General features: G+C 63.7%; 20 protein-coding genes. 8 read left to right on the top strand and 12 right to left on the bottom strand.

Annotated elements, in window-relative coordinates; genetic code table 11:
* Positions 1 to 82: 82 nt before the first annotated feature.
* Complete coding sequence (locus BRPE64_RS19880) at positions 83 to 1411, top strand: DNA topoisomerase IB (protein WP_016355332.1); 1329 nt, start codon at positions 83 to 85, stop codon at positions 1409 to 1411.
* Positions 1412 to 1443: 32 nt separating this feature from the next.
* Here the strand turns inward: BRPE64_RS19880 and BRPE64_RS19875 are convergent, their stop codons facing one another.
* The 3 genes from BRPE64_RS19875 to BRPE64_RS19865 form a co-directional block, all read right to left on the bottom strand.
* Complete coding sequence (locus BRPE64_RS19875; protein ID WP_016355331.1) at positions 1444 to 2169, bottom strand: RES family NAD+ phosphorylase; 726 nt, start codon at positions 2167 to 2169, stop codon at positions 1444 to 1446.
* A gap of 5 nt (positions 2170 to 2174) precedes the next feature.
* Positions 2175 to 2612 (bottom strand): MbcA/ParS/Xre antitoxin family protein, encoded by a 438-nt coding sequence (locus BRPE64_RS19870; protein ID WP_016355330.1) that lies wholly within the window; start codon positions 2610 to 2612, stop codon positions 2175 to 2177.
* 93 nt (positions 2613 to 2705) lie between these two features.
* The gene (locus BRPE64_RS19865; protein WP_044042581.1) at positions 2706 to 2978 is read right to left on the bottom strand and encodes a DUF2866 domain-containing protein; all 273 of its coding nucleotides are present in this window, start codon (positions 2976 to 2978) and stop codon (positions 2706 to 2708) included.
* Between the two features lie 301 nt (positions 2979 to 3279).
* Between BRPE64_RS19865 and BRPE64_RS19860 the strand changes: the two genes are divergently transcribed.
* Positions 3280 to 3504, top strand: coding sequence for a hypothetical protein (locus tag BRPE64_RS19860; protein ID WP_016355328.1), 225 nt, complete (start codon positions 3280 to 3282; stop codon positions 3502 to 3504).
* A 17-nt stretch (positions 3505 to 3521) separates the two neighbouring features.
* Positions 3522 to 3845: a hypothetical protein gene (locus BRPE64_RS19855; RefSeq protein ID WP_016355327.1), complete on the top strand. Its 324-nt coding sequence runs from the start codon at positions 3522 to 3524 to the stop codon at positions 3843 to 3845.
* Between the two features lie 101 nt (positions 3846 to 3946).
* On the opposite strand, the gene BRPE64_RS19850 is transcribed toward BRPE64_RS19855, so the two are convergent.
* Positions 3947 to 4105 (bottom strand): DUF3309 family protein, encoded by a 159-nt coding sequence (locus BRPE64_RS19850; protein WP_044042794.1) that lies wholly within the window; start codon positions 4103 to 4105, stop codon positions 3947 to 3949.
* A gap of 306 nt (positions 4106 to 4411) precedes the next feature.
* Positions 4412 to 5998 (bottom strand): inorganic phosphate transporter, encoded by a 1587-nt coding sequence (locus BRPE64_RS19845; RefSeq protein WP_016355325.1) that lies wholly within the window; start codon positions 5996 to 5998, stop codon positions 4412 to 4414.
* Between the two features lie 180 nt (positions 5999 to 6178).
* Here BRPE64_RS19845 and BRPE64_RS19840 point away from each other — a divergent pair, with 180 nt between their 5' ends.
* A complete protein-coding gene (locus tag BRPE64_RS19840) occupies positions 6179 to 7744 on the top strand; it encodes a CHAD domain-containing protein (protein ID WP_016355324.1) in 1566 nt (521 codons plus the stop codon).
* Positions 7745 to 7790: 46 nt separating this feature from the next.
* Positions 7791 to 8615 carry a TOBE domain-containing protein gene (locus BRPE64_RS19835; RefSeq protein ID WP_016355323.1) on the top strand — a complete coding sequence of 275 codons (825 nt, stop codon included), beginning with the start codon at positions 7791 to 7793 and terminating at the stop codon, positions 8613 to 8615.
* 28 nt (positions 8616 to 8643) lie between these two features.
* Here BRPE64_RS19835 and BRPE64_RS19830 read toward each other — a convergent pair whose 3' ends face one another.
* Positions 8644 to 9330 (bottom strand): phosphatase PAP2 family protein, encoded by a 687-nt coding sequence (locus tag BRPE64_RS19830; protein WP_044042579.1) that lies wholly within the window; start codon positions 9328 to 9330, stop codon positions 8644 to 8646.
* 334 nt (positions 9331 to 9664) lie between these two features.
* On the opposite strand from BRPE64_RS19830, the gene BRPE64_RS19825 reads away from it, so the two are divergent.
* Together BRPE64_RS19825 and BRPE64_RS32135 are read left to right on the top strand one after the other, a co-directional pair.
* Positions 9665 to 10825 carry an extracellular catalytic domain type 1 short-chain-length polyhydroxyalkanoate depolymerase gene (locus tag BRPE64_RS19825; protein WP_044042577.1) on the top strand — a complete coding sequence of 387 codons (1161 nt, stop codon included), beginning with the start codon at positions 9665 to 9667 and terminating at the stop codon, positions 10823 to 10825.
* A 136-nt stretch (positions 10826 to 10961) separates the two neighbouring features.
* Positions 10962 to 11135 carry a DUF3563 family protein gene (locus BRPE64_RS32135; RefSeq protein WP_016355319.1) on the top strand — a complete coding sequence of 58 codons (174 nt, stop codon included), beginning with the start codon at positions 10962 to 10964 and terminating at the stop codon, positions 11133 to 11135.
* Positions 11136 to 11239: 104 nt separating this feature from the next.
* Here BRPE64_RS32135 and BRPE64_RS19820 read toward each other — a convergent pair whose 3' ends face one another.
* From BRPE64_RS19820 to BRPE64_RS19800, 5 genes are all read right to left on the bottom strand, one after another.
* Complete coding sequence (locus BRPE64_RS19820; protein ID WP_016355318.1) at positions 11240 to 11659, bottom strand: organic hydroperoxide resistance protein; 420 nt, start codon at positions 11657 to 11659, stop codon at positions 11240 to 11242.
* A 139-nt stretch (positions 11660 to 11798) separates the two neighbouring features.
* Positions 11799 to 12260 carry a MarR family winged helix-turn-helix transcriptional regulator gene (locus tag BRPE64_RS19815; protein WP_016355317.1) on the bottom strand — a complete coding sequence of 154 codons (462 nt, stop codon included), beginning with the start codon at positions 12258 to 12260 and terminating at the stop codon, positions 11799 to 11801.
* A 120-nt stretch (positions 12261 to 12380) separates the two neighbouring features.
* On the bottom strand, positions 12381 to 13202 hold the full coding sequence (locus BRPE64_RS19810; protein WP_016355316.1) for a BPSS1780 family membrane protein: 822 nt from the start codon (positions 13200 to 13202) through the stop codon (positions 12381 to 12383).
* Between the two features lie 9 nt (positions 13203 to 13211).
* A complete protein-coding gene (locus BRPE64_RS19805; RefSeq protein WP_016355315.1) occupies positions 13212 to 14180 on the bottom strand; it encodes a homoserine kinase in 969 nt (322 codons plus the stop codon).
* Positions 14181 to 14307: 127 nt separating this feature from the next.
* Positions 14308 to 14742 carry a hypothetical protein gene (locus tag BRPE64_RS19800; RefSeq protein WP_016355314.1) on the bottom strand — a complete coding sequence of 145 codons (435 nt, stop codon included), beginning with the start codon at positions 14740 to 14742 and terminating at the stop codon, positions 14308 to 14310.
* Between the two features lie 219 nt (positions 14743 to 14961).
* On the opposite strand from BRPE64_RS19800, the gene BRPE64_RS19795 reads away from it, so the two are divergent.
* Positions 14962 to 16488, top strand: a complete 1527-nt coding sequence (locus tag BRPE64_RS19795; RefSeq protein WP_016355313.1) for an AMP nucleosidase — start codon at positions 14962 to 14964, stop codon at positions 16486 to 16488.
* A gap of 46 nt (positions 16489 to 16534) precedes the next feature.
* Here BRPE64_RS19795 and BRPE64_RS19790 read toward each other — a convergent pair whose 3' ends face one another.
* Positions 16535 to 17413, bottom strand: coding sequence for a hypothetical protein (locus BRPE64_RS19790; RefSeq protein WP_144063453.1), 879 nt, complete (start codon positions 17411 to 17413; stop codon positions 16535 to 16537).
* Positions 17414 to 17483 lie beyond the last annotated feature (70 nt).

Genomic DNA, 17483 nt, shown 5'->3' with positions numbered 1-17483 from the left:
TGGCGCGCGCGTTCCGGCGATCCGGCACGCGCGTTGCTCGACGCTTCGTCATGTTTCGAACGTAAAACTGGCGAGGCGCACCGTGGAGAGACTCGGACGAGGCGGATCAAACATCGAAGCGGGCAGCGGGGCCAGCGATGCCCTCACGGGCGGCGTGCAAGGCTGCCCCGACGATCTCCCGCCGGGCCTGCGCTATATGGATGACTCGCGCCGCGGCTATACGCGCGAGTGGATCGACGGCGCGTTCGCGTACTTCAACACGCAAGGCAAGCGCATCGACGACGAAGCCGAGATTCGCCGCATCAACGCGCTCGCCATTCCGCCTGCCTATATCGACGTCTGGATTTGCCCCGATTCGCGCGGCCATTTGCAGGCGACCGGCCGCGATGCGCGCGGCCGCAAGCAATATCGCTATCACGCGCGATGGCGCGAAACGCGCGACGCCAACAAATACGAGCGCATGCTCGCGTTCAGCGCGGTATTGCCGAAGCTGCGCGCTCGCGTCGCACGCGATCTGTCGCTCGACGGCATGCCGCGCAACAGAGTGCTTGCGACCGTCGTGCGCCTGCTGGATACGACGCTGATTCGCATCGGCAGCGAGGAATATGCGCGTGAGAACCGCTCGTATGGATTGACGACGCTGCGCAAGCGTCATCTGAAGGTGTCGGCGGGCACGCTACGGTTCAAGTTTCGCGGCAAGAGCGGTATCGAGCACGACGTCTCGGTAAGCGACGCGCGTGTTGCGCGCATCGTCAAGCGCTGCCTGGATCTGCCGGGACAGGATCTATTTCAATATCTCGATGCCGACGGCACGCGACATTCGGTGAGTTCGTCGGATATCAACGATTATTTGCACGAGATCACCGGCGCGGATTTCACCGCGAAGGACTATCGCACGTGGGCTGGCAGCGTGTTCGCGCTCGCGGCGCTCAGGCGGCTCAAGTGGGAAACGGTGACGGAGGCGCGCAAGCACGTCGTCGGAACCATCAAGGAAGTGTCGCAGCTATTGCGCAATACGCCCGCCGTGTGCCGCAAATGCTATGTGCATCCCGCGGTGATCGAGGCGTTCGAAGCGGGCGAACTCGCCGAGACGCTGCCGGCGTCGCGCCGCCACGGACTCAAGACCGACGAGGCCGCGCTCGCGATCTTCCTCGAAAAGGAAGCGAAGCGCCGTGCCCGCGAGGCGACGCGCAAGAACCGCAAGGGCGCCGATGCAGCCGACGGGCGTCTGACCCGGCTGCTCACGGAATCGAGCCGCAAGGCGCGCGCGGGGGCGTTGAAGGCGAGCGGCAAGAGCGCAGCGTCGCAGGCGCTGGAAGATGTCGCGAAGAAACCGGCGCCGAAGGCCGCGCGGCCCGCTACGAAGAAGCTTTCGCGGACGCGTTCGGCGACTGCGTTCGCGATCCGCTGAATCAAGCCGAGGCCGGTGAAACGTTTGCCCGATCAGCCGATCTGGTTCAGCTCGAACACATAGTCGATCGCCTCGCCATTCCAGTTGTATTCGAGATACGCCGCGTGACGACAATCGCGCAACATCGTCGTGCGCAGAGCCGCGAGACACTCGCCCGCATCGTCCCGCACCGACGGGTACGCGATACCCGATACGCCCGCCGCCCGCACCGCGCGGCCGAGCGCGCGGCCAGCGGTGTAATCGTCCGGATCGAGGATGCGCGCATCGAGACCGGCTTGTGCGATGGCATCGCCACGGAGATCGACGACTTCGCCATGCGCCATGACCGTGTAGACACGCATCTGCTGACGCAGCGGTGCTTCGTTGGTCGCGGCGAGAAACACGCTCGAGTGATAGCGCGTCTCCGCGATGGCCGTCTGCCGTTCGCGCGCGCAGTAGAACACGCCGTAGCTGCCGTCGGAGAAGCGGCTGCCGTTCGGATTCAGATGTGTGAACGCCGCCATGATCGGCCCGCAGCCCGGTCCGAAGCAGCGTTCGTCGGGCGGCACGAGATCGAGTTCGCCGACTTCGGTGCGCAGGCGGTCATTGGTCATGGCTTCGAGCGCGTAAAGCGCCTCGAAGTCTTGCGGCGAGGCCACCCGGTCGAACAAATTGACGGCGGGAAAGCGCGTGGGAATCACGCGGTAGGCGGGCGACCAGTCGAGCGTGCCGTGCGGCCACTGTGCGCGCCAGTCCGGCGCGTCCTTGCTGAAGGCCATTCCCATCACGCCCAGCCGCCTCGCATCGCATCGAGATATTGGCGCACGGCGATGAGATCGCTGATATTGCCCGCCAGCATGCGGTCGAGCGCCGGACGGCCGCCGAACGGCGGCGCGGCGTTCGGGCGCCGGATCCAGGTATCGGCGGCTTTCGGGTCGGGCAAGAGAATTTGCAGCGCCTTATAGATGCCGAGAATCAGCGAAAGGCGCTCCAGCGTGTCGCGCGCGAGCCGTGCGGACTGCGGCGCGTTCTTCCATTTGAAGTAGGTGGAGCGCCCCGGCGAGCCGAGCAGGACGATCTGCTCATCGGCGGAAAGCGCCCAGTCGTGGGCGATGTTGAAGAAAGCGCGCAGACCGGCGGCGGACAGGTCGCCCGAATCCAGCGCGGGGCGCGGTAGCGGGTGGCCGGCCGCCGCAGAGGTGGCGCGTGCGGCATTAGGCATGTCGTTAAGTCTCCAAAGGAACTTGAGACGTATATTAGTCCAATTATGGATTAATACAAGCGCGACATGACCTTTCGTGCTCGAAGCGCCGGATCACTCCTCTTCGTCGCGCGGGCCGTAGCGGCGGCCGGGAACATGCGCCTTCAGCGCGTCGGCGATTTGCGATGGCGTGCAATCGGCCGGAAACACGCGTCGCTGCACGCGCGGATCGTTCGCGGCTTCCCATTCGACCATCCGGTAAGCCGGTCCCCAAAGCGGTTCGACCGGAGGAGAGAGGCGGCACGCGCGCAGTGCGAGCGCGTACTGCTTGCGCAGCGTGGGGGCGAGATTGGCGAAAGTTCGGCGCACAGCGTGGTGGGCAGGCATGGCACATTCCTCATCGTTGACGGCTCGGGCCGTCCGGCAGGACGGCGCCAGCGGAGCCGGTTCGCGATTCCAGTGTGTCGGCAGAGAATTAAGCGCGACTTAATTCCCCGAACGCCCATGCCGAGGCGCGGCGAAATGTCGCCGATGAAGTCAGTCGAGGAGTCGGAAGCGGCGTCGATGGCGCGGTCAAGAGGCGCTTCGGCATTTTTGCCACGCCGCCGTGAGCGTCGCCGTGAGCTTGTTTGCCGCGACTGCCGCTTACTGTATATTCGTACAGCTTGTCCGCAACCGGAGCTTGCCGATGAACCCACGCAACGTTTCGCTCGAAGCCGCCGCGCTCGAACGTTTCATGCGCGCGACGCGTGCCGTGAACGCAGCGTTCGACGCCACGCGAGGCGAGCCCGATTTCGAGGAAGGCGGCAGGTCCGTCGCGCGCTCGCTGGAGCGCCTCGATGCCGCATTGCGTGAGCTGGAGACATCCGGGCAGTCGCTCGACGCCATCCTCTCGCGCAGAGCGGGCCACTAACTGTTGGAGCGAATCTCTTGAAGCGCGTATTGCTGATCCTTTTACTTCTCGTCGGCTCGTCGTCGTTGTTCGCGGCGGAGCGTTATACGGAAGTCTGGAATCCTCCCGAAGCGAAGGCCATGAAGGGCAAAAGCCGTTCGCACGCCGCGACCCAGACGGCAGCGAAGAAAAAGCGCAAGAGCGTGACTTCCGTCAAACAGGTCGCGGACAAGGGCACCATCGAACAGTCGGCGCCGGCTCCGAGTCAGATGCCGCGTGCGCGCGCATCGTCGTCGCCGAAGCAGAGCGAGCCCATCATTCCACGCAAGTTCGAACCGAACGGGCAAGTCATGCGCGTTTGAGTTTCGTCACGCACACACGATAAAAAGGGGCGCCCCACGGAGCGCCCCTTTTTGTTTTTTGCCGCCCGCGGTCGCTCAAAAAGACACGGCCGCGCTGGACGTCATATCCGTCCCATCAACAAGAGAACGATCACCACGATCAGCACGACGCCAACGAGCCCGCTCGGTCCGTAGCCCCAACTGCGGCTATGCGGCCAGGACGGAATGGCGCCGACCAGAAGCAGGATCAGGATGATCAGCAGGATGGTTCCGATCGTCATTTTGACTTTCTCCTTGTTCAAATAATCGCGCGAAAGATCGGCGCCCGGCGCGGCCTCCCAACTGCCATTCATACGCCGGGTGGTCGGCAGTGCGAGACCGCCGGCCAATCAGAATTGCGATCGACGAGGAGTGTCGAGCAATGGCCGTGCCAGTCGACGCATACGCCCGTGCGACAAGGCGTCCGACGATTCGGTCACGCGTGAGCAGGCGAAGGGATTGTCGAAAAGAAGCGTCGAAATGCAGGGGGAGGGCAAAACTTGCACGGCGCGGAGAATCCCGCGCCGTTCGACAAAGGCGACGCGCGCTCAGAAGATTCCGCGGAACGCCCAGAACAGGAAACCCGCCAGCGCGATCGACACCGGCAACGTCAGGATCCACGCGAGCGCGAGGCTGCGCACGGTGCGCCATTGCAGGCCGGAGCCGTTCGCGGCCATCGTGCCTGCGACACCCGAGGACAGCACGTGCGTCGTGCTGACCGGCAGGCCGTAGGCATCGGCGGCGCCAATGGTCAGCATCGCGACGAGTTCCGCCGACGCGCCTTGTCCATACGTCAGATGCGTCTTGCCGATGCGCTCGCCCACCGTCACGACGATGCGTTTCCAGCCGACCATCGTGCCCAGCCCGAGCGCCACGGCGACCGCGACCTTCACCCACGTCGGAATGAACTTGGTCGCGTGATCGAGTTGCTTCTTGTAGTTGTCGAGCGTGGCGACATCGGCGGCGGAGAATGCGGGCGCCTTTTGCTTCTCCATGATGCGCAGCGCTTCGGACGCGATATACATCTCGTTGCGCACATTGCGGACGTTGCCCTGCGGCACTTCGGCCATCGTCTGGGCCGGGCGGACCTGCGTTTCGATCGAATCGACCACGCTCTTGAGCGATGCGATCGTGTCAGGCGCGAGCGTCTTCGTCTGGACGTACTTCTCGACCTGGCTGCGCGCATCGGCGGCGGGCGCTGCGCCGTTGCCGTAGCGGTGCAGCACGTCGGCGGCGCTGTGGCTCACGGCGAGAAAAGTCTGCGTTTCGTTCGCGGTCACGGCCTTGTTGAGCGCGTACGCGGTCGGCACCGTGCCGATCAGGATCAGCATGATGAGGCCCATGCCCTTTTGGCCGTCATTCGAGCCGTGCGCGAACGACACGCCCGTACACGTGAGGATCAGCAGGCAGCGAATCCAGAACGGCGGCGGCGCGTTCTTCTCCGGCTCCTTGTAGAGCGCCGGCACGCGCACGACGAGCTTCAGCACATAAAGCAGAAAGCCCGCGAGCACGAAGCCGATGATCGGCGAGAACAGCAGCGACTTGCCCACCGACACCGCCTGGCTCCAGTCGACGCCCGACGTGCCGTTCGTCCCGTGCAGCATCTGGTTCATCAGGCCGACGCCGATCACCGAACCGATCAGCGTGTGCGAACTCGAAGAAGGAAGGCCGAGCGCCCAGGTGCCGAGGTTCCAGATGATCGCCGCGATCAGCAGCGCAAAGACCATAGCGAAACCTTGCGAGCTGCCCACGCCGAGAATCAATTCGACCGGCAGCAATTGCAGGATGCCGAACGCGACCGCGCCGCTCGAAATCAGCACGCCGATGAAATTCCACGCGCCCGACCAGACGACGGCCAGGTTGGGCGTCAAAGAGTGCGTGTAGATTACGGTTGCGACGGCGTTGGCGGTGTCGTGAAAGCCGTTGACGAATTCGAAGCCGAGCGCGATCAACAGCGCGATGCCGAGCAGAATGTACGGAAACATCGACGACTCGCGCACCGGCGCAAGATCTTCGAGCAGATGCATGACGCAGTAGACCGCGCCTCCCGTGATGGCGAGCAGGAAGAGCAAGAGCGCGAGCCGCTGCCCGAGCGTGCGGCCTTCGCGGGATTGGGGAAAGGCAATCTGGTTCATGTCGCGTCCTTGGGGGCTGGATGCTGCGCGAAGTCGTATCGCAAGTAGAAAAGCAGACGAGAGGCGTTTCGGAAGCACAAATGGGCATGTTTCACGGGGCGTGTGTCGGTTTCATGACTCCTGACATGACAGTCATTCGTATGAATTGACGGGCGGCGCGCAGATCGCTCAGGGAGCCTTATGACGGTGTGGATCGAAGTGGCGCTGGAGTCGTATCGAACGCATGAGGCGCATCGGACGGATCGATCGGACGACGCGACGCCTGCCGCGCTCGCCGGCGCGCTGGAGCAGATACCCGCGTTCGCGGGCGTCGCGCCGGTTCGCTCGCGGCTCGCCACGCGGGATATTCCGCTGAAGGCGGCGGGCTGGCGGCTTTCGGTCGACACGCTGGACGGCGCGCGAACCTTGTGCGCGACGCACGAAGACGGCCCGCCGATACCCGGCTTCACGCGCTACCGGACCTTTGCGCGGCCGGCGGGCGAGGATCTCGCGGCGTCGCTGCGTGAATTCGCCGAAGCCGACGACGCCTCGCGCGCGCCGCTTGCGAAGGCACATCGGGTTGCGGCGCCCGAAAGCGATGACGGTGCGCCGTCATCGACGCCTGATTCCGATTCCGGAGACGAGGTCGAACGCATCGAATGGCGCATCGACGCGGGTGGCGCGGACATCCTCGCGACGCTCGAAACCGACGCGCAAGGACGCGCGGCACTGCGCCTCGCGGCGCCGGCGGCGGACGGCGCGCTCGACGCGGTCTTCAGGCTCGCGGGCGAAATCATCGACGCGGCGCCGTTTTTCATCGCGCCGGACGAAGCGCATGAACTGGCGAATGACGCGGCGAATGGCGCGGCAAACGATGCGGCGAACGAACCGGTATTTGCGGCGAAGCTCGCGCTGCCGCGCACGGCCACGCGTCGCGAGGCGTTCATCGCGATTGCGGCGTCGGTGGCGCAGCAGTGGTTCGGCAACGAGTTCGCGGCGCGCGCGGGTTTGAGCGATGAGCACGTGCATCAGTTGCGCGTCGCGCAGCGTCGGCTGAAGACCCTGTTGAAGCTGTTTCGCGACGATGTCGACGAGACGTGGACCACGCGGATCGCGCCCGATCTGAAATGGTTCGGCGATCTGCTCGCCGACGCACGCGACTGGGACGTCTTCACCGACAAGACGCTGCCAAGCTACGCCGCATCGGACGATAACGCCGCGCGCTGGCAAACGCTCATCGACGCAGCCGATCTCCGGCGGCGCGTGGCGCGCGACCGCGTGCGCGACGCGCTGGCGTCGAAGCGATACGTGCGTCTCACGCTCGCGTTCGTCGAAAGGCTCGCGCGCTTTGCATCGCAAGAAGACGAGACGCCGGTGCGCCTCGTCAGCTACGCGAAAAAGCGGATCCGCAAGGATTATCGGCGGATCGCGCGCGTGGCCGATCTTGCTTCGCTCGAACCGCACGAACGGCATCGCGTGCGCATTCACGCAAAGCGGCTGCGTTACGCGCTCGAGTTTTTCCGCTCGGTGACGACGCAGCGCACGCGCAAGCAAACAGCAAAGATGCTCGGCGCACTGCAGACGGTGCTCGGCGAAGCGAACGATGCCGCCGTCGCTGCCGACCGGCTCGCATCGATGCCGGAAGCCACCGATTATCAGCGCGGTTTCGCGCGCGCGTGGGGCGCGGCATCGGCGCGCAAGGACGCGCAGGAAGGCGAGCGATTGTTACGCGCGATGCATCGTCCGCGTGTGCGGGCGTCGCTATAATGCGTCACGCTTTTTACTGTTTTGGCACGATTTGCAGAGGCGGCGAATGAGCAAGATTGAATCGCCCAAAACCCACGATTCGCTGGAATTCGGCGGTTCCGTGTGGCTCCAGAGCGGCGCACAGACGCTGGGCGGCGCGGCACGTATCGGCTTGCTGGCCGCGATTCGCGATTCGGGATCGATCACCGCGGCGGCGAAGTCGGTCGGGATGAGCTACAAGGCCGCGTGGGACGCCATCGACACGATGAACAACCTGGCCGGCAAGCCGCTCGTCACGACGGCAACCGGCGGCCGGGGCGGTGGCGGCACCAAGCTCACGCCGACGGCGCTGCGCCTCATCGAGACCTATCGCGCAGTCGAGCGCGAGCATCGAAAATTTTTGCAACGGGCGGGCGAGGCGATCGAAGGCTTCGCTCAGGATTGGCAGCTAATAGGGAGACTGGGAATGAAAACGAGCGCACGCAATCAACTGGCCGGCAAGGTAACGAAGCTCACGCGCGGCGCAGTCAACGATGAAGTCGAGCTTGGTCTGCCGGGCGGCCAGACGATCGTCGCGGTCGTCACCCACGAAAGCACCGAAGCGCTGGGCCTGAAAGAAGGCAGCGACGCGTTCGCGCTCATCAAGGCATCGTGGGTCATGCTGATGGAAGACACGAACGCGAAGCTGTCGGCGCGCAATCAGTTGCGCGGCACGGTTGCCAGCGTGACGAAGGGCGCCGTGAACGCCGAAGTGACGCTCTCGCTCAACGACGCCACGACCATTACCGCGATCATCACGAATCAGAGCGCCGACACGCTCGGACTCGCGCAGGGTCAGAAGGCGGTGGCGGTGATCAAGGCGTCGAGCGTGATTATCGGCGTGAACGACTGATTTTTATGCTCGACGGGCGGCGGTCGCGTCAGGCGGCCGCGCGCTCCTGAGGCCGAAGCTCCGTGCGGCGATCCGGCACGGTATAACGCTTTACCTTCCAGATCGCCCGCACGTAAGGACGCTCGTGGCCCGACAGCTCGAGCGCGATCTCGGTGATCCAATGTTGCGTGGGCACCGGCACGCCGTGCAGCGCGACGACCACGGCCGCAAGACTCGCCGCAACGGGCGCCGGCGCGAGCTTGCCGGCTTCGGCCCGCCACGCGATGCGCACGAACGCCAGCGCGACGACCGCGCCGAGCGCGCAGCCCGCCACCACTTCCGAGACCGAATGCGCGTTCAGCACGACGCGCGACATGCCCACGCCCGCACCGATCAGCAGTCCGACCGCGACGCCGCATGCGCGCACCGCGCCGCGCGCGGGCAACAGCGCGACGAAGATCGCAACCGGCAGCACAGCCGTGGACATCAGCGCGTGTCCGCTGAACCCGGTGAAATCGATATCGCGCACGCCGATTCCCCAGCCGATAAACGCGATCTTGCTCAACGCGACAGCGACGCTCGCCGCGCCGAGCAGGCCGAGCCACGCGAAGGCGTATTTCCATCGATAACCGATTGCGAGCCATGCCGCGACGATAAGCGCCAAAGGACCCATGACACCGACGCCACCCAGCGCGGTGATTGAGACCCAGACGGAATTGGGTAAATCCAAGTTCATTGAGGTTTTTAGGTACAGGGGTTGCTGCAGTGCGGCAACGCAAACGAGATCGATGCGGCGAACTGGCCCGAATTGAACGAGCAGCCGCGAAAGCTCAGAAGTATACCGCTTGGGAAGTTCCTGAATTATCCGACATTGCTGAAAGCACGCACCAGTTACATCGCGTAACTTTCGTCTAGTTTTGGCATTTTTCTTGATTTGTTGTTAATTCATCCCAATATGTAAAGGACGACGACGCGCCACCCGCGTTTTTTGGTGCTATTGTGCAATGCACAACCGGCACGGGTTTTTTTCTCGCGCCATCCAATTTGCATGTTTTTGAGGACCCAGTCGAATGTCGAAAAGCCTAACCAAGCTTTGGCTGCGCGGCTTGAGACGCCTGGTTACCAGTCAGGCGGAAGCGATTCGCGCACCCAAGCCCCGGGCGGCCGCCAAGCCTACGCGCGCCAAGATCGTCAAACCAAAAGTAAAGCCAAGTGTGAGCGCCAAGGCGCCTACGACGCGCGCCGGCGCGCGCCCGCCAATGCGCGAGTCCCGCGTGCGTCCGCGTGCCTCGGCGTGGACGCGCGGGACATGGGCGCGCTCGTATCACTCGGCGCCGCCCACCGAGTCGGGCCGCTTCGTCAATCATCTGTCTTACGCGCTCTACACGCCGCCGAAAGCCGCCGGCGACCGCTTGCCGCTCGTCGTCATGTTGCATGGCTGCAAGCAGAATGCCGATGAATTCGCCCAAGGCACGCGTTTCAATTTGCTCGCCGACAAGTACGGTTTCGCCGTGCTCTATCCCGAACAGTCGAAGCACGATCACGCACATCGCTGCTGGCGCTGGTACGACGACTCGGGCGGCGGAGGCGGCGGCGAGGCGGCGTCGGTCGTGTCGCTCGTGAAGGCGGTCGTCGCGGAGCACGATCTCGACGCAGAGCGCGTGTATGTCGCCGGCATGTCGGCGGGCGCGGGGCTCGCGGCGCTGCTCGCGGTGCGCTATCCGCACGTGTTCGCGGCCGTTGGTCTGCATTCGGGCGTGGTGTTCGGCGAGGCGCGCTCGGCTATCGGCGCGATGGACGTCATGCGCCGCGGCAGCCGGACCGACCCGGTCGCGCTGATCGACACGGCCGTCGATGTCCGCGACTATCCCGGCATGCCGGCGATCATCGTGCATGGCGAACTGGATTCGGTCGTCACGTCGAACAACGCCGAACAGTTGACCAAACAGTTTTTGCGGCTCAACGGCTTTATCGACGCGGCGGGCAACCGGCGCGCGGGCGAAACGCGTCAGGAATCGCATCCCGATGGCGTCGTCAGCGACTATTTCAAGAACGGGCGGCGCGTGGTCAAGACCTCGATCGTGCGCGGCCTCGGCCATTCCTGGGCCGGCGGCGACGATACGGTCGCCTTCCACTCGTCGAAAGGGCCGGACTCGTCCGGCGTGATGTGGGAATTTTTCAAGCATCAGCGTCGCTCGAGCGAGGCCGCGCGCAATACTTTTGTCGCCTGAGCGCCGCCCAGCGTTTCGAGTGTTGCAATTTGGTCTTTAGTATCAGCGTTCTAGCGAACAGGGCTGGTGTTTGATCAGGGATTACCCTATAATCACTTTCATAGGTAGTAACCCCAGTATTCAAGCGAGGCCCACCATGTTCCTGCTCAGCCGTATTTTCCTGTTCCTGACGAAATCCGCCGACCAACGCGATCGCGAACGCGACGACGCTTATCTCGCCGAAGCCACCGACATCTACGATCTCGAATATCGTATGAAGAAGCTGGATCAGCGCGTTGCTGGCCGTCATCCGTCGTGGATGTCGAACTAAAGCATAAAGAAGTAGAAGCGCCTGTATGACCTGAGGCGCTTGCATCGTTTCAAGCAAAACTGCCGGCTTCAAGGCCGGCAGTTTTGTTTCCGCGTGATCGCGGATCAGATTACCTTCACGCGCACGTCGACATTTCCGCGCGTCGCGTTCGAATACGGGCAAACCTGGTGCGCAGCGTCCACCAGCGCCTGCGCGTCGGCGGCGGCAAGGCCCGGCAGCGCCACGCGCAGCTCGATATCCAGCTTGAAACCGCCCGCGTCGTTCGGGCCGACGCCCACATCGGCGGTGACGGTCGTATCGGCCGGAACCGCGCGCTTTTGCTGACCGGCAACGAATTTCATCGCCGAGAGAAAGCAGGCGGAATAGCCCGCCGCGAACAGCTGTTCCGGATTCGTGCCCGGCGCGCCCGTGCCGCCCAGTTCTTTCGGCGCGCTCAATTTCACATTCAGTTGCTCATCCGACGAAATCGCCCGGCCATCGCGTCCGCCGGTGCTCGTTGCCGTTGCCTTGTACAGGATGCTCATCGTCTTTCTCCCTTGGTAGATTTCAAGTTCGGTTGACTTGCTGCGTCGACCACGGGGAGAAATGTATCGCGATAATAATTAGTGTACAAATTAAATTATCGCGATGACGTCGCTAGCGAAAATCTATCGCTTGCGGAATTCAGTCGTCGAGGTAGTCGTTGAGCGATGCGCGCAGGCGCACGAGATCGCCGCGCAGGCGCAGCATGGCGTTGATGTCTGAGCCCGATGCGCAGTAAATCTCCATCGGAATTTCGCGCGCGGATTGTCTGAGAACGCGTCCGGCGTCCGTCAGCCGAATATGCACCTGACGCTCGTCCTCGACGCCGCGCACGCGCTCGACATAGCCCTGCGCTTCGAGCCGCTTGAGCAGCGGCGTCATCGTGGCGGAGTCGAGCGAGAGGCGCGTCGCGATTTCCTTGACGGTCAGATCGTCGGATTCCCACAGCACGAGCATCGTCAGATATTGCGGATACGTCAGGCCGAGCTTTTCCAGCAACGGCTTGTACGTCTTCGTCATCGCGAGGGATGTCGAATAGAGCGCGAAGCAGAGTTGCTGGTCGAGTTCGAGCGGGAATTCGGGCGAGGCGTCTGACAGGCTCATGGCGGAAAGCGCGGCGAAAGGCCGTAGCGGCCGGTTCCGCCAGTGTACGTGCAATGCTTCGTGCGCGAAGGATCGCTGCGCGCGATCAACAGTGCGCGGCGATCCATATGATTCGCGCGATCAGGCTTTGGGCGTGCCGGACGCCTCGGGAATATCGGGCGTGTCCGGCGACTGCACGCCGAAACAGCCGCGATAGGTCGCGTAGAACGAGCAATAGAGCGCGGTCGTGACGAGAATCGACGCCGGCATCAGCACGGCGAGCGCCATTTCCTGGCCCGCGCCGAGCGCCTGCATCAGCGCGGTCAGTCCGAACGACGCCGCGAGCGCAATGCAGATCCACAACACGCCGTAGTAGATGAACGCGCCGCGATTGCGCCAGCACGACACGAGGCTGAAGAACAGCGCCTTCGCGGGCGGCACGTCGTGCCATGCGACGAGCGTCGGCGCGAACCAGAACAGCATCGCGACCGGGACGTAGCACGCCATCGCGACGAGCACCGCAAGCGGGCTGAAGCTCGCGGCGACGGTTTCAGGATCGCCGGTCGGGCCGTCGCCCATCATCAGGCTGAGCAGCGTGCCGCCGTCCACGAGCGCCGATGCCGCGAAGATCACCGCCATCGCGATGACATACAGCGCGCCGAGCGCAAGCAGCCTGCGCGCGACGACGCTGCCGTATGAGCGGAAGCCGTCGACGAGTACCGTCGGCCAGACCGGTTTCCCCGCGATCGTGTTGCGGCACGCGGCCATGAAGCCGACCGCGATGCCCGGAATGAACAGCAGCGGCAGCACCGGCCCGATGAGCGGCACGCGCGAAATCAGCGTCATCACGAACAAATAGGCGAAGAACACCGTGAGAAACGCAAACGGGTTGCGGCGGAACAGCCAGATTCCCTGGCGGAACCACACGTAGCCGGTTTTGGCGGGAACTTCGATCAGTCGCATGTGGCTGGGTTATGAATGGAGGGAAGAAGCGGATTTGACGCGTTCGCGCAGAATGCGTTCGAAATGGCCGGGATCATGCGCCTTCAGCATTTCCGCCTCGCGCGGACGATAGAAGTCATACAGGCGCGACACCCAGAAACGCATGGCGCCGGCGCGCAGCATGTCGTTCCAGTGACGCTCCTCGGCGGGCGTGAACGGACGCACGGTCTGATAGGCGCGCAGAAGCGCATCGACGCGCGCGTGATCGAGCACGCCGGTCGCCAGGTCGATGCACCAGTCGTTCACGGTCACGGCGACATCGAACAGCCATTTGTCGACGCCCGCGAAGTAGAAATCGAAAAAGCCGCCGAGGCGCGCGTGCTCGCGGCCGGGCGCGAACAGCACGTTATCGCGGAACAGGTCGCAATGGCACGGGCCTCCCGGCAGCGACGCGTAATCCGCCGAGCCGAAAAACGCGCCCTGATGCGCGAGTTCGGCGTCGAACAACGCGCGCTGCTCGCGGCTCAAAAATTCGACGATGGCCGGCGCCTTTTCCTGCCACCACGGCAAGCTGCGCAGATTCGGCTGATGCTGCGGAAAATCGCGTCCCGCGAGATGCAGCCGCGCGAGCATCTGGCCGACTTCGATGCAGTGCGCGGGCGTCGGCGCAAGCTCCGGCGCGCCTTCGAGCTTCGTCACGATGCTCGCGGGCTTGCCCTTCAGCATGCCGAACAGCGAGCCGTCGCGGCGCGGCATCGGATCGGGAACCGGCACGCGATGCGACGCGAGATGGCGCATCAGATCGAGATAGAACGGCAACTGCGTCGCGGTGAGGTTCTCGAAGATCGTGAGCACGAATTCGCCGTGCGTCGTCGTGAGAAAAAAGTTGCTGTTCTCGATGCCGGACTGAATGCCGCGAAATTCGACGACATCGCCGAGATCGAAGTCTTGCAGCCAGTCGCCGAGCTCGGCGGTGGTGACGGGGGTGAAAACGGCCATGCGGGAGAACGTCGGTCAGGTTGAACGGCCCGCGGCGGGCCGATGAACGGCGGCCCGGGCAGCAAGCCGCGGCGCCGCGAGGACGCGACCCGCTCTCGACGAGCGGGTCCGGGACAATCTTACGGAATCAATAATGCAGGTTGATCGACGGCAGGCGCGTGCTGGCCTTGCCGTTATCGCGCACTTGCGGCGAGGTGTCGGCGGGCGAGCTCATCTGATAACGCGTGCCGAAATTCGAACGGACGTTGATTTCGACGGGCTTGCCTTTATCGCGATATTCGGTGATCTCGGTGCCGTTGGTGCTCAATTCGTGAAAGCTCGGCGTGCGCGGCGGCGAGATTTCGACTTTCGAACTCACATTGGCGGGCGGACGGTTGATGCTTTTCAGGTCCGGAAGGCCGGCGGCTTCTTCCGGCGACATCCTCTGGGTTGCCGGTTGCGGCGCGGGCTGGGCCGATTGCGCCGCTTGAGCCGATTGCGCGGCTTTCTGCGGCTGCGCAAATGCGCCAAGACTTGCGGCGGCGAGGACTGCCGCGGCGGCGGCGCAAAGGTGCGGCTTCATGATGGTTCTCCAGACGATGGCCGGATTCTAACAAACCGAGTGCCGACTCAGTGGAACGCCTTATTTTGCGCTGGTTTCGCGATTTTTACGTAGCGAGAAAAAAACGTGTTGCGAGGTGTTATCGCACGCACTCAACGCGAAGAGGGGCTTCATGGAACGGGCATTCATCCGTGTTAATGTCGATTCATTACGAGGGCATGGAAAAAACGAAACAAGATCATGACAAACGACCGGACTCAAAGTACCCAGGGCACGCCCGCCAACGACTTTCCAACCGAATCGTTCGAGGACCCCGTCGCGGCCGTGACGCGTCTCTCGTCGATCTACGAAGCGAATACCGCGTTTCTCCGCGATGCGTTCGCGCGCTACCGCCGCAACGAGCAGTTCACGCATCGCGTGCGCGCGTGTTACCCGTTCGTGCGTGTGCGGACCGAGTTGAACACGCAGATCGACTCGCGGCGCTCGTATGGTTTCGTCGCCGGGCCGGGCATCTTCGAAACGACGCTGACGCGTCCCGATCTCTTTGGCGATTACTATCGCGAGCAATTGCGGTTGTTGGCGAAGAACCATCATGTGGGCATCGAAGTGGGCGTGTCGGCGCAGCCCATTCCGATTCACTTTGCGTTCGCCGAAGGCATTCATCTTGAAGGCGATCTCGACCGCGACCGCCTGCTCGCCATGCGCAACGTCTTCGATACGCCGGACCTCGCGTTGCTCGACGATCGCATCGTCAACGGCACGTACGAGCCGGGTCCGGGCGAGCCGCATCCGCTTGCGCTGTTCACGGCGGCGCGCGTGGATTTTTCGCTGCATCGGCTGCGGCACTATACGGCGACGTCACCGACGCATTTCCAGAACTACGTGCTGTACACGAACTATCAGTTCTACATCGACGAGTTCGTGAAGCTCGGCCGCGCGATGATGTCCCGCGCCGACGACGAAGAGACGCGCGCGTACCGCAGCGAGTATTCGTCGTTCGTCGAACCGGGCGATGTCGTCACGTATAACGCCAATCTCGGCGAGCAGCCGGAAGAAGGCACGCCGGTCGCGCGCCTGCCGCAGATGCCCGCGTATCACCTGAAGCGCGCGGACGGCAGCGGCATCACGATGGTGAACATCGGCGTGGGGCCGTCGAACGCGAAGACGATCACGGATCACATCGCGGTGCTGCGGCCGCATGCGTGGGTCATGCTCGGGCACTGCGCGGGCCTGCGCAACACGCAGCGTCTCGGCGACTACGTGCTGGCGCACGGCTATGTGCGCGAAGATCACGTACTCGACGACGACCTGCCGCTCTGGGTGCCGGTGCCTGCGCTCGCCGAAGTGCAGGTCGCATTGGAGAAGGCGGTCGCGCAGGTGACGCAGCTCGACGGCACGGAACTCAAGCGCGTGATGCGCACGGGCACGGTTGCGAGCGTGGACAATCGCAACTGGGAACTGCGCGATCATCGCGAGCCGGTGCGTCGCTTGTCGCAGAGCCGCGCGGTCGCGCTGGACATGGAGAGCGCGACGATCGCGGCGAACGGCTTCCGCTTCCGCGTGCCGTATGGAACGCTGCTATGCGTGTCGGACAAGCCGCTGCATGGCGAACTGAAGCTGCCCGGCATGGCCGATCAGTTCTATCGCGCGCAGGTGGATCAGCACTTGCAGATTGGCGTGAAAGCGATGGAGCTGCTGCGCATGAACGGCTTGTCGAGACTGCATAGCCGGAAGTTGCGCAGCTTTGCGGAAGTGGCGTTTCAATAATCTGGCGGGTGATCAGGCGGGCGGCGCGACGGCCGCCCGCAAGACATCAAGACTGGTCGCGCGGGGCGTTCAGCAAACGCGAGTAGTTCATCCAGCCAATCACAGGCGCATCGGTGCCCTTGGACGGCGCGCATCCGGTTGTCGAGTCCTGCTCGGAAGGCGCGCAGTACGCGCCCTCATACGTGACGCGCACCCACGGCGTGTTCACGCCCGACGTCTCCGTGACTTCGCGAAGGGTCGACGTGTCCGCGCTGACTTTCGAGTCCTTCGGCACGATGATGACGGCAGCGCAAGTCGAACCCGGGCACGAGCGCAGATTCATGTCGATGCCGCCAAGATACATATCGATGACACCGCGGTCGGTTGCTGCCTTCGCTTGTTCGGGCGCGGGTGTCGATTCGCTGGGCGTCGCCGTGCCTTGCGCATTCAATGCGCTGATCCGGTTGAGATCGTCCTGGCTGAGTCTGCGGACGAGGTCGTAGCGGCGCTGAGAGCCGTCCGCCGCAGTGATGACGATCGAGCTGGTCGAGTCTCCGTCCATCGTCGAGGTGATCGTGCGGACTTCCTGCTTGCCGCTCTTCCAGAAGATCTTGAAGTTGACGGTGTCGTTGGCGCTATCGACGTCGCCGAGCGCAGTTGGCAGCAGCGTGTCGCCTTGCGCGATCTGAATGTCGCTGCCCGATGCGGAGATGATCGTGAGTCCCGTACCCGTATCCGGCTTCCAGACGCCGGACACCGCGCTCAACAACTGCTCCCTCGCGCGCTGCGCGACTTCGGCTTTCGATGGTTCCGCCGCGGCAGGTTGCGATGCAGGTGCGCTTTCGTTCGCGCTGTCGTGGTGCTTTTCTTGACATCCCGCGAGCAGCGCCGTGATGACGGCGACCGTCGCGACCAGTTTGAAAGGGGAATTCGACGCAGACTTCATCTTGCTGGTATCGCCTCTGATCATTGCGGAAGAGCAGCTCATCGATTGATGTGCCATCTCAATAATCGCA

It is taken from the genome of Caballeronia insecticola (assembly GCF_000402035.1).
Lineage (GTDB): Bacteria > Pseudomonadota > Gammaproteobacteria > Burkholderiales > Burkholderiaceae > Caballeronia > Caballeronia insecticola.
Note: the sequence above shows the minus strand (reverse complement) of the source record. Positions and strands in the feature narration are given on the sequence as shown.